We start from the raw sequence: 12,216 nt of genomic DNA on the forward strand, positions 1-12,216 counted from the left end.
CGAACTCACCGCAGGAAGGCAGCGGCAACGCCACTGTCGACCGGGACGTGCAAACCGGTCGTGCGCGAGAGATCACCCGCCACCAGGGCGACGACCGCCGCCGCGACGTGCTCGGGCAGGACCTCCCGTTTCAGCAGGGTGCGCTGGGCGTAGTACTCGCCGAGCTTCTCCTCCGGTACGCCGTAGACGGCCGCCCGCTGGGCACCCCAACCGGAGGCGAAGATGCCGGAGCCACGGACGACGCCATCAGGGTTGATGCCGTTGACCCGGATGCCGTGCTCTCCCAACTCGGCGGCCAGCAGCCGCACCTGGTGGGCCTGATCGGCCTTCGCGGCACCGTAGGCGACATTGTTGGGTCCGGCGAAGACGCCGTTCTTGCTGGAGATGTAGACGATGTCGCCGCCCATGTCCTGGTCGATCAGGAGAGCGGCGGCGGCCCTCGCCACCAGAAACGACCCGCGCGCCATCACGTCGTGCTGCAGGTCCCAGTCGGCAGTCGTCGTCTCCAGCAAGGACTTCGAGATCGACAGGCCGGCGTTGTTGACGACGAGATCGACCCCGCCGAAGGCGAGGACCGCACTGTCAAGGGCAGCTTGCACCTGGTTCTCGTCGGTGACGTCGACCGTCACCGACGCCGCGACGTCCGTGCTGCCGATACCGGCAGCGACCGTCGCCGCCGTCTCGGCGTTCATGTCGGCGACGACGACGCACGCGCCTTCGGCAGCGAGCCGTTCGGCGATGGCTTTGCCGATACCCGACCCGGCACCGGTGACGAACGCCACGCGCGTCGCGAGCGGTTTGGGCTTGGGCATCCTCGCCAGCTTGGCCTCTTCGAGGATCCAGTACTCGATCCGGAACTTCTCGCGTTCCTCGATCGGCTGGTAGGTCGAGATCGCCTCGGCGCCCCGCATGACGTTGATCGCGTTGACGTAGAACTCGCCCGCCACCCGGGCGGTCTGCTTGTCCTTGCCGAAGCTGAACATGCCGACGCCAGGAACGAGGACGATCGCCGGATCGGCGCCGCGCATGGCCGGTGTGGCGGAGTCGGCGTACCGCTCGTAGTAGGCGCGGTAGTCCTCGCGGTAGGCGGCGTGCAACTCCCTCAGCCGAGCAGTCACGTCTTCCAGCGGCGCAGAAGGCGGGAGGTCGATCACCAGCGGGCGGACCTTGGTCCGGAGGAAGTGGTCCGGGCACGACGTGCCGAGTGCGGCGAGGCGCGGATGTTCCTTGCGGGCGAGGAAGTCGAGCACGGCGTCAGAGTCGGTGTAGTGGCCGAGCTGCGGACGGTCGGTGGAGGCGAGTCCGCGGACGAACGGAAGGAGCGCCGCCGCCCGCGCCCTGCGTTCATCTTCGGGAAGCGGTTCGTAGCCGGCGACGACCGGCCCGAACGGGTCAGGGCGCCCGTGCTCGTCAAGGTAGCGTTGACAGGCTTGGATGATCTCCAGCGAGTTGGCCTCGCACGCCTCGGAGGTGGCACCCCACGCCGTGATGCCGTGACCGCCCAGGATCACCCCGATGGCTTCCGGATGCGCGGCCTTGATCTTCGCGATGTCCAGGCCCAGTTGAAATCCTGGGCGCCGCCACGGCACCCACGCGACCCGCGAGCCGAAGCACTCCTTGGTCAGCGCCTCACCGTCAGCGGCTGTCGCGAAGGCGATGCCGGCGTCAGGGTGGAGATGGTCGACGTGCGCGGCGTCGACGAGCCCGTGCATCGCGGTGTCGATCGATGGTGCCGCGCCGCCCTTGCCGTGCAGGCAGAAGTCGAACGCCGCCACCATGTCGTCCTCGCGTTCGACCCCTTCGTAGACCTCGGTGAGGGCGCGCAGCCGGTCGAGCCGCAGGACCGCGAGACCCTTCTCCGTCAGGGTTCCGAGGTCGCCTCCCGAGCCCTTGACCCACAGCAACTCGACATCGGCGTTCGTCACCGGATCGGTCGCGAGGGCCTTGCAGGACGCGTTTCCGCCCGCGTAGTTGGTGTTGCGCGGGTCCGCGCCAAGTCGGTGGCTGCGATCGAGCAGTCGCGCGACCTCGGGATGCGTGGTGGACCCCACCACCGAAGGTACGTCCGGCACCTCAGGCACCCCAGCCGGCGGCCTGGCCGTCCTTGCGTTCGATCTTGACCCGTTCGGCGTGCCCGGACCCGCGGTAGGCCGCGATCGGGTCCGGGTCGATGCCCATCTCCTCACGTACCTCACGCAGGAGCGGTCGCACATCGGTGTTGTAGGCGTCCATGACGACCGCGTTGGCACCGAGCACGTCGCCGTTCGCCTGGGCTTCCGCCAGCGCGGCGGAGTCCACCAGCAGCGCCTTGGCGGTCGCTTCCTGGACGTTCATCACCGAACGGATCATCGCCGGGACCTTGGGCTCGAGGTTGTGGCACTGGTCGAGCATGAAGGCGACGTTGGCGGACGCGTCCAGCGCACCCGCCTGAACGATCTCGTGCATGATGCGGAACAGCTGGAACGGATCCGCCGCCCCGACCATCAGGTCGTCGTCGGCGTAGAACCGCGAGTTGAAGTGGAATCCGCCTAGCTTGCCCTGGCGGAGCAGGAACGCCACGATGAACTCGATGTTGGTGCCCGGTGCGTGGTGCCCGGTGTCCACCAACACCTGCGCCTTGGCGCCGAGGGTGACGCAGTGGGCATATGACGTTCCCCAGTCGGGAAGGTCCGTCGCATAGAACGCCGGCTCGAAGAACTTGTACTCCACCAGCATCCGCTGACTGTCGCCGAGCCGGTCATAAGCCGTACTCAACGCCTGCGCAAGGCGATCTTGACGCGCACGGAGAGAGTCCTGGCCGGGATAGTTGAGCCCGTCGGCGAACCAGAGGCTGAGGATGGACGATCCCGTCGCGTCCATGATGTCGACGCACTCCAGCAGGTGGTCGACGGCCTTCCTGCGTACGGCCGGGTCTGGGTGGCACACGCTGCCGAGCTTGTAGTCGTCCTCCTGGAAGACGTTCGGGTTGATCGCCCCCAGCGCGATTCCCCTATCTTTGGCGTGCTTGGCGAGATCGGCGTAGTCATCCACCCGGTCCCACGGGATGTGCAGGGCGACACTCGGAGCGACACCGGTCAGGGTGTGCACGAGAGCGGCGTCATCGACCTTTTCGTAGGCGTTTCGCGGCACGCCCTCCTGAGCGAACACCTTGAACCGCGTCCCCGAGTTCCCGTAGGCCCACGACGGTGTCTCGATGTGCTGGGCACGCAGAGCGGCCTTGACACTGTCGACCATGACACTGGCGTTCGTCGTCATTGCCTCGCCTCTCTTAGGAGAAACACCGTCCGTCAGAAGCTCAGTCGAGGTGGAAGACCTCGTCGAGCGAGCGCATGTCCGTGTCGGCGCTTCCCGAATCAAGGTCCTCGAAGAACTCGGCCATTTCCGCCTGCCAGCGACGGTTCGCGTCGCGCTCCGCCATACCCGCACGGGCCGCCTCGAAGTCCTCGGTCTCCAGATATCCGACCAGGAGGCCGTCATCGGTGAGGAAGAGCGAGTAGTTGCGCCACCCGGTCTCGCGCAGGGCGTCCTGCATCTCGGGCCAGACATGCCGATGCCGCTCGCGGTACTCGTCGAGTCGGTCGCGCTTGACTCGCAGAAGGAAACACACGCGCTGCACGAGCCTGCTCCCCTCTCCCAGGTCGACGGGCGGCTGCCCACCCCTCTCAGCACTGCCCAACCGCACGGTCTGAATCGTTTCACGAATGGTAGGGAGCGCCACTGGGAGGGTCAACAGCAGGGTCCCGGAGAGGACAGACCAGATCCGGCAGCGCCGGGCGGGGGTGCGACAGTGCCGGCGTACCCTCCGGTTCGGCGTCACCCACCTGGCACCATCGTGTTCTGACGTCGACGAATCCCGCGCGACCAGGTGTGGACACGGCCGGGTCGGCACAAGGTTGGAGCAGCTGGTGAACGAACACCCACGCATCCCGATCGAACGCCCGGTCACCTTCGCCATTCTCGGCGCCGGCAACCGCGGCTCGGTGTATGCCAACTGGGCGGCCGCTCATCCCGACCGTGCCCGTGTCGTCGCCGTCGCCGAACCACGCGACCACCACCGCGCGGCCCTCGCCGAACGCCACGGCATCCCGCCGGAGCACACGTACTCGTCCTGGCAGGACCTCATCGCCGCCGACAAGATGGCCGATGCCGCCATCGTCGCGACCCAGGACGCCGAGCACGTCGAACCCGCCGTCGCCCTCGCCAACCAGGGCTATCACCTGCTCGTGGAGAAGCCGATGGCCCCTGATGAGGAGGGCTGTCGCACCCTCGTCGAGGCCGTGCGCTCCGCTGGGGTGGAGTTCGGCGTCTGCCACGTCCTGCGCTACACGCCGTACACCAGACTTCTCAAGCAGGTGGTGGATTCCGGCCGCATCGGTGCCATCACCAGCGTCCAGCACCTCGAACCGGTGGGCTACTGGCATCAGGCCCATTCCTACGTCCGTGGGAACTGGCGCCGGGAGGACCAGTCGTCCTCGATGCTGCTGGCGAAGTCATGCCACGACATCGACTGGCTGCGCCACGTCATCGGACAGCCGATCGAACGGGTGTCGAGTTTCGGGACACTTTCGCACTTCACGCCGGAGAATCGGCCCGTCGGCGCGGCCGACCGGTGCCTCGACTGCGCGGTCGAGTCCGCCTGCGCCTACTCGGCGAAGCGGATCTATCTCGGCATGGTCGAACGTGGCCACACCGGCTGGCCGATCCACGTCGTCACCAGCGACCTGACCGAATCGGGCGTTACCCAGGCTCTTCGCGACGGCCCCTACGGACGTTGTGTCTACGCCTGCGACAACGACGTCGTGGACCACCAGGTGGTGGCGCTCGAGTTCGCCGGCGGAGTCACGGGAACCTTCACCATGACCGGGTTCAGTGCACCGGGACATCGACGTACGCAGATCTTCGGTACTCAGGGCAGCATCGACGGTGACGGCGAGAAGATCCGGGTGTTCGACTTCCTGACGGACGAGACCGAGGAACTGTCGGTCGAGTCGCTGGGCTCCGACGCGGGGTCGGGGCACGGCGGCGGCGACGCTGGGCTGATGGAGGCCTTCACGCTGGCGCTCGCGACGGGCGACTCGTCGTTCATCAGCTCCGGCGCACTCGAGTCGCTCGAGACTCACCTCGCGGTCTTCGCCGCCGAACGCGCCCGCCATGCCCGCACCGTCGAACCCGTCCCCAACTGACCCTCGAGCCCCAGCCCCAGCCCGCCCCCCGCCCGGCCCCGCCTCCCCGCCGACTCCCCGTGATCATGATCGTGATCATGTAGCTTTTTGGGACCTATCGCCCGATTTTCTTTCATGACCATGAGAGCTCGGCCTTCGCCGGGCGCGTCCATCCCCGGACAGTAAGCACCGTTGAGGTGAATCCGGGGTTAGAACCACTTGTGGCGGTCTGAGAGGATCGGCTTTTACATCGATGTAGGAGCTTGCCTCCCGCACCTTGAGGAGCTGCCGTGCCAGACGAAGCCCGCCGGGCCACCACGGACGACGCCGCCCAGCCGTCGCACTCCGGCGACTGCCCCCGTCCCGAGTACCCCCGTCCACAGTTCGTACGCCCGGACTGGCTGAACCTCAACGGACCTTGGCAGTTCGAGATCGACCGGGGCGACACCGGGCTCGAACGCGGGCTCGCCGAGCGGGATCTCGCGTCCGAGATCACCGTGCCGTTCTGCCCGGAGTCCGAGCTGTCGGGAATCGGTGACGTCGACTTCCTCCACGCCGTCTGGTACCGCCGGAGGATCCAGGTCCCCGACAGCTGGGCCGGCCGCACGGTCCTGCTGCACTTCCAGGCCGTCGACTACGACACGACCGTCTGGGCGGACGGCGTCGAGGTGGCCCGCCATCGGGGCGGCTGGACTCCGTTCACGGCCGATCTCGGCCAGGTCGCGGGGCAGGGGGTCACCCTCGTCGTTCGGGCCCGCGACCCCAAGGACGGGCCGCTCCCGCGCGGCAAACAGTCCGACCGCTACGGCAACTACAGCTGCCTCTACACCCGGACCACCGGCATCTGGCAGACGGTCTGGCTTGAACCGGTTCCACAGTCCCACCTCGGCCGCCCTCGGATCACTCCCGACCTCGCCGGCGGCGCGTTCCATCTCGACGTCCCGGTCACTGGCGGATCCCGTCGCGGCCTTGCCGTCAAGGCCCGCTTGTCAGACGACGCGGGTGAGATCACCACCGAGCGCGTCCGTGCCGACCTCGACTTCGGCGTACGCCTGACTCTGCGGATTCCGGAGTCCCGGCAGCGGACATGGTCACTCGACGACCCGTTCCTCTACGACATCGCCCTCGAACTCGTCGACGAGGACGACACCATCGTCGACGCCGCGGCGACCTACGCCGGCCTTCGCTCGGTGACCATTGACGGCAAGGCGATCCTGCTCAACGGCCATCCGGTGTTCCAGCGACTGGTTCTCGACCAGGGCTACTACCCGGACGGCATCCTCACCGCGCCGAGCGACGACGCGCTGGTCGCCGACATCGAACTGTCCAAAGCCGCCGGCTTCAACGGCGCACGCCTTCACCAGAAGGTCTTCGAGGAACGCTTCCTCTACCACGCCGACCGGCTCGGGTACCTCTGCTGGGGAGAGTTCGGCGACTGGGGCGCCAACGCCGGCAGGGAAGGCGACAACCAACAACCCGGTGCCACCTACATCACCCAGTGGCTCGAGGCCGTCGAGCGTGACTACTCTCACCCGTCGATCGTCGGCTGGTGCCCGCTCAACGAAACCCGGCAGTGGTTGCACGACAAGGTGACGGTGCTGGACGACGTCACGCGCGGGATGTTCCTTGCCACCAAGGGCGCAGACCAGTCCCGCCCGGTTCTGGACGCCTCCGGCTACTCCCACCGCGTCCGCGAGACCGATGTCTATGACTCGCACAACTACGAACAGGATCCGGCGAAGTTCGGCAAGGCCATGGCAGGTCTGGCGGAGGACCAGCCCTACACCAATGCCGGTGGCCCCGACCGGCCGTGGTCGATCTCGTACGCCGGACAACCCTATTTCTGCAGCGAGTTCGGCGGAATCTGGTGGAACCCCGACGCAGGGCCGGACGAGGACTCCTGGGGATACGGCGAACGGCCACGGACTCTGGAGGAGTTCTACTCCCGTTTCGAGGGGTTGGTCGCCGTGCTCCTGGACGACCCGAACATGTTCGGCTACTGCTACACCCAGCTGACCGATGTCTACCAGGAGCAGAACGGCGTCTATCGGTTCGACCGTCGGGAGAAATTCGGCCTCGAACGCATCCGGGCAGCACAGACGCGCACAGCGGCGATCGAGAAGGTCGACGGCTGAGCGACTGGGCACGGCACCAGGGCGGACGCAGGGCAGGAACAACCGGCACAGCAACAACCAGCACAGCAACGAGACAAGCAGAGCTGGAACCACGGAGCAGGTGGGAGTCATCACCGTCATGAACGTGCGTCCGTTGGACCTGTTGGCGACCGGTGTCGAGAGCTATCTTCCTTACCTGCAAGGCTCCGGAGAGCTGCACGACCCGGTGTTCGACGAGCCGACGCAGTACGGCACGGCGTACCACATGTTCTGTCACGCCGCCCTGTCCGTCGTCGGCCCGCCCGAACGCCGGGAGTTCCACCTCGGCCACGCCGTTCGCGGTCTCGACGCGGCGCTCACGCACACCGGCAACCCGTCCTTGACACCCTCGGCGGCCGGCTTCTCCCGTGCCACCGGAGCCGTCCGCCGATCCAACCACCGCGACTTCACCTGGCCACCGATCCTCAAGACCTACCGCATCCTCGCGGCGGCTGGTGCGGACCGGACCGCCGAGTTCGCCGAACGCATCAGAGCCGTCGACATCGAGGCGTCATTCCGCAGTCGACCGCCGTCGAACTGGGCGTCGGTGTGGTTGTCCGGAGAGTGGATCCGGATCCGCGAAGACCTTTCTCCGTACACGATCAGCGATGTCGACACCTGGCTCGGTGTCTTCCTCGACGACCTGCTCCGTCCGGAGGACGGGTTCTACTTCGAGCCGGGCAAACCCAACTCCTACGACCTGTTCACGCGCTACCACGTTGCGGATCTGCTGGCGGAGGGCTACGACGGTCGCTTTCGCGGGGACCTGGAACGGCTCATGGTCACGGGGCTCGATCGCAGCCTGGCGGTCCAGATGTCCGACGGGTCCCTCGCATCCGCGCACCGGAGCGCGGGCCAGACCTGGACCGTCGGTGCCCAGATCGCCTTCTTCACCCTCGCCGAACGCTACTTCTCCGGCCTCGGCCCCGATGTCGGCGGCCAGCCGGCGAACGCCAGCAGCACAAGCGATCCCGCACTGACCAGCAACACGGCGCGCACTGCAGCCGCCGCCGACGGCGCCCGTCGTGCGTTCGCGTCAATGCGGCGTTGGCAGCGCGCCGACGGCCCGTTCAGCCCGGTTGAGAACCTTCTTCCAGCCGGCTACCGGATCGGCTACGAGGGCTACACCGCCGACGCCCACTACGGCAACCTGGCCTTGGCATTCCTCGCCGCCGCGCTGCTGCACGGGTTCACCGAGGCCGCTCCTGTCACCGCCGATCGTCCGCCCGCCGTCCGCGTCGAACACACGCCGACCTACCGAGGCGTCGCCCACTCCGGTCCGTACAGTGTGGCGGTCAACGCCGATCCCGCACCGGCCTACGACGGGTACGGCATCACGGACCTCACCGTCGGACCGGGCCGGTTCCTGCAGTTCGCCTCCAGCGTCAAGCATCCGGAGTCGGGGACCTTCGTCAACCTGGGCATGGCTCGACGCCCTACACCCGGGCGTACCGGCCTCGACATCATGGCCCAACGGACGTTCACCCTCGACGAGCCGCTCGCCTCGCTGGCGCCCGGTCCGACCACCCGCGGCGTCCGGCTGCGCGCCACGGCACCAGAGGCGGAAGACCAACCCGCGTTCGCCTACGAGCTCACCGTGCTCGCGGCCCCCGGCGGTGTCTCGGTCGTCGAGGCGACGCCGGGCACCATCGATCACCGGACACTTCTTGTTCCCTACCTGCGCGATCCCGGCACCGGTGTCCACACCACGGTCGAACAGTGCGCTGACGGCATCCACCTGACCTACGGCGATGAGACGGTCGCGGTGACGGTCGATGCCCAGATCGAGGCGATGATCCATCTTCCGTTCGGATTCGAGAACCGGCGCGGCCTCTGCGGACTCCTCCGCCTCGATCTCGACGAGCCCGCTGATCGGATCAGCTACCGGATCAGCGTCGTCGGCTGACTGAGGAGCCCCTTCACGCCGAAGTTCGCGCGAAAGGGCTCCTCATCCACCTCGGCGGAGGTCAGTCCCTGAGGTCCAGCCACCGCACCTCGTCGGGCGTCAGCTCCACCCGGAGCGCGTCGAAGGAACTGCGGGTCTCCGCGAGCGCCCGCGGCCCGATCAACGGGAACGTCGGGAACTCCTGGTGCAGAACGTATGCCAACGCGATGGCCGTCGGCGCGACATTGCGTCGTTCGGCCAGTTCGCGCGCCCGTGCCAGGCGTTCGAAGTTGTCGTCGCTGTACCAGCAGCGCACCAGGTCGGGATTGGACCGGTCCGCAGGATCCGCCCGCCCGGTGAAGAATCCCTGCGCCTGGCTCGACCAGGGCATCAGGGCCAACTGGTTCTTCTCCAGCCACTGCCGAGACTCGTCGTCGGAGGCCGACACGCATCCCGCCCACGGCACGTCGATTGCCCGCGCCAGCGAGAAGTTGTTGCTCATCGCGACAAAGGAGGCCTTCCCCGCCGACTCCGCGTACGCGTTCGCCTCGGCGACCCTTGCCGTGCTCCAGTTCGACCCGCCGTACGCCTTGATCCGCCCGGCCCGCAGGTGTTCGTCCATCACGTCGACGAATTCCTTGACAGGGTACTCCGGATTGTCGCGGTGCATGAAATAGATGTCGAGGTAGTCGGTCTGCAACCGCTCGAGACTCTCGTGCAGCTGCCGGGTGATCGACTCCGGATCACAGTGCGGCGTGTGGGCACCCTTGCCGATCACCACCACGTCGGAACGGACACCGCGGTTGCGGATCCACTGCCCCAGCACGCGTTCGCACATCCCACCGCCGTAGATGTACGCCGTGTCGAACGTCGTACCGCCGCGCTCCACGAAGTCGTCGAACATCACCGTCGCGTGCGGCAGGTTGGTCTGGTTGTCGACGCCCATCACCAGCCGGGAGGCGGGCTTGCCCACACCCGGGATCTCCGCGTAGCGCATGACGTGGTCGCTCCGCCTGGCGAGCGGACGCCGGTGCACCGTGGGGATCGAGGCATCGAGGCGCTCACCGGGGTAGGTGAGTCCGATCTCCTGTCGCCACTTGTCCAGCGTCGCCGCCTGTCCGAGCGAGTCGTCCCAGCTCATGGCCGGTGCCTGCCGGTCGGCGACGTGAGCGGCCACGGTGTCCGCCTCCGCTGCGTACAACGGAGTCGGCTCGACCTCGATCTCTTCGACGTCCGCCCCCAACCGGTAGACCGAGATGCCCGAACTGCTGCCGTCGCGCCCCGGCAACCAGGGATTCGGAACGAGGAGATAGCCAGCGCTGCCGATGACCCGGACAACGTTGTCCGCCCCTTGCCGGATGCCCGTGGTGACGTGCGCGGAAATGCCTCCTGCGAACTGCAGGGTCGCGGTAGCCCACTCGTCCACGCCGGTCTCACCGACCACACCGCCCGCCGTGACGGACTCCGGGTCGGCGAACGACCTGCCCGCCGCGGCGCCCGCGAGAAGCCGCGCCATGGAGACCGGATATCCCCCCACATCGAGGATTCCACCGCCGGCCAGCTCGGCCTCCCACAGCCGGCTGCCAGGCGACGGAGACGAACGAAAGGCGAATGAGGCCTCGATCTGGAGAACGTCACCGATCGCGCCCTCACGCAGGAGCTGCACAAGCCGCTGCGTCTGCGGAACGCAGCGATACATGAACGCCTCCATCAAGAAGACGTCGTTCGCGCGTGCCGCCTCGATCACCGCCATGGTCTCGGCGCGGTTGACCGTCAGTGGCTTCTCACACAACACATGCTTGCCCGCTTCCGCGGTCTTGATCGCCCACTCGGCGTGGAGTGGGTGCGGGGTTGAGATGTAAACGGCATCGACACCATCGTCGGCCAACAGTTCATCGAAACTTCCATATGCCCGGTCTGCGCCATGCTTGGCCGCGAACGCCTGTGCCTTGTCGGCATTGCGACCGCCGACCGCGACGAGAACGCCGGTCTTCGACGCCGGAAGATCTGCTGCGAAACGCTGGGCGATGTTCCCAGGTCCGAGAATTCCCCAGCGGAGCTTGTGGCCGGCACCTTCAGTGTCTTGTCCCATGGATCCAAGCCTCCCAGGCGCCACGCCGACACCGGTAACCGAGCCGGCTTCGGCCGCCTCCTTGGCCGAATCCGGACGCGATACCAACCTGGCAAGGATGCGATCGAAAGGGCTGGCCCAGGCCGGCGGAGTCGATCGCCACACACGCCGCACTCGTCACGCTCATGCGCGACACGTGATCATGGAAATAACCGCGGCGGCGACACCTGGCGGCGACAAAAGAATTCCGGCCGGCGGCCGGAAAGGCGCAAAGAAATGCGCTCAGAAATACCCGGTGTTGAACGGGAACCGCAATGTTCCCGTTCAACACCGAAGAAGATTTGGTGGGCCGGCGCGCATCGTTGAGCACCGGCGTGCCGAGCATCGAGCACTCAGCAGGATCGGATCAGATCAACCCGTTCCTTGCTGCCCATGCGACGACCTGAATAGGTGCCCGAGCACCCAACCGGTCACACAGTGCTCGGGAACGCCGACGCACCGTACGATCGGAAAGCGCTAACCGACGCGCAATAGCTTCCACCGGAAGCCCATCGGCCAGCAGAGCCAGGAGCCTGATTTCGTCGTCAGTCACGCGGCGCCGCAGGTCACTCGTGGTGGTGACATGGTTGACCGCACTGTGACTTGTTATGTTGGGGGCTGGCGTGCTGTACATCGGTTCTGCGACGCCGGCCGGTCGGAGTGCCCTCACTACGCCATGGCTGAGATCTGACATGCCCATCCGCCTTCGCGTTGACCCCGTAACCCTTCGCGTTAACCCCGTGTAAAAAGAAGCGGCCTGAGTCGTTTCAATGTGCACCTAAGGTACGGGGATTAACACCGCCTAGTCAACGGTCGGCCGCGCACCGTTCGCAATCGGATCTGTATCGAACGCAGCCAACACCCGCAAACCAATAGCGGATAGTAATCCTCAACCACTCTGCGTAT

The 12,216-nt window shown here is 66.8% G+C and carries 9 protein-coding genes; 4 read left to right on the forward strand and 5 right to left on the reverse strand.

Translation table 11 applies throughout. The features are described from left to right. Nucleotides 1–5: 5 nt before the first annotated feature. Genes ABN034_RS19565 through ABN034_RS19575 form a run of 3 tightly spaced genes read right to left on the reverse strand, consistent with a single transcriptional unit; the run spans nt 6 to nt 3,616 of the window. Complete coding sequence (locus ABN034_RS19565; protein ID WP_349692431.1) at nt 6–2,072, reverse strand: bifunctional aldolase/short-chain dehydrogenase; 2,067 nt, start codon at nt 2,070–2,072, stop codon at nt 6–8. 1 nt (nt 2,073) lies between these two features. Then, nucleotides 2,074–3,255, reverse strand: coding sequence for an L-rhamnose isomerase (rhaI, locus tag ABN034_RS19570; RefSeq protein WP_349692432.1), 1,182 nt, complete (start codon nt 3,253–3,255; stop codon nt 2,074–2,076). A gap of 40 nt (nt 3,256–3,295) precedes the next feature. Beyond that, the gene (locus tag ABN034_RS19575) at nt 3,296–3,616 is read right to left on the reverse strand and encodes an L-rhamnose mutarotase (RefSeq protein WP_349692433.1); all 321 of its coding nucleotides are present in this window, start codon (nt 3,614–3,616) and stop codon (nt 3,296–3,298) included. 289 nt (nt 3,617–3,905) lie between these two features. On the opposite strand from ABN034_RS19575, the gene ABN034_RS19580 reads away from it, so the two are divergent. From ABN034_RS19580 to ABN034_RS19590, 3 genes are all read left to right on the forward strand, one after another. Further along, nucleotides 3,906–5,183 (forward strand): Gfo/Idh/MocA family protein, encoded by a 1,278-nt coding sequence (locus tag ABN034_RS19580; protein ID WP_349692434.1) that lies wholly within the window; start codon nt 3,906–3,908, stop codon nt 5,181–5,183. 269 nt (nt 5,184–5,452) lie between these two features. Further along, nucleotides 5,453–7,297, forward strand: a complete 1,845-nt coding sequence (locus ABN034_RS19585; protein WP_349692435.1) for a glycoside hydrolase family 2 protein — start codon at nt 5,453–5,455, stop codon at nt 7,295–7,297. Between the two features lie 118 nt (nt 7,298–7,415). Continuing rightward, a complete protein-coding gene (locus tag ABN034_RS19590) occupies nt 7,416–9,221 on the forward strand; it encodes a hypothetical protein (protein ID WP_349692436.1) in 1,806 nt (601 codons plus the stop codon). Nucleotides 9,222–9,282: 61 nt separating this feature from the next. On the opposite strand, the gene ABN034_RS19595 is transcribed toward ABN034_RS19590, so the two are convergent. After that, complete coding sequence (locus ABN034_RS19595; RefSeq protein WP_349692437.1) at nt 9,283–11,292, reverse strand: aldo/keto reductase; 2,010 nt, start codon at nt 11,290–11,292, stop codon at nt 9,283–9,285. A gap of 293 nt (nt 11,293–11,585) precedes the next feature. On the opposite strand from ABN034_RS19595, the gene ABN034_RS19600 reads away from it, so the two are divergent. After that, nucleotides 11,586–11,717, forward strand: coding sequence for a hypothetical protein (locus ABN034_RS19600; RefSeq protein ID WP_349692471.1), 132 nt, complete (start codon nt 11,586–11,588; stop codon nt 11,715–11,717). Here ABN034_RS19600 and ABN034_RS19605 read toward each other — a convergent pair. Further along, on the reverse strand, nt 11,678–12,010 hold the full coding sequence (locus ABN034_RS19605; RefSeq protein WP_349329594.1) for a LuxR C-terminal-related transcriptional regulator: 333 nt from the start codon (nt 12,008–12,010) through the stop codon (nt 11,678–11,680). The two genes, ABN034_RS19600 and ABN034_RS19605, sit on opposite strands and share 40 nt — an antisense overlap. Nucleotides 12,011–12,216: the final 206 nt, after the last annotated feature.

This window comes from Actinopolymorpha sp. B11F2 (assembly GCF_040195635.1).
GTDB lineage: Bacteria > Actinomycetota > Actinomycetes > Propionibacteriales > Actinopolymorphaceae > Thermasporomyces.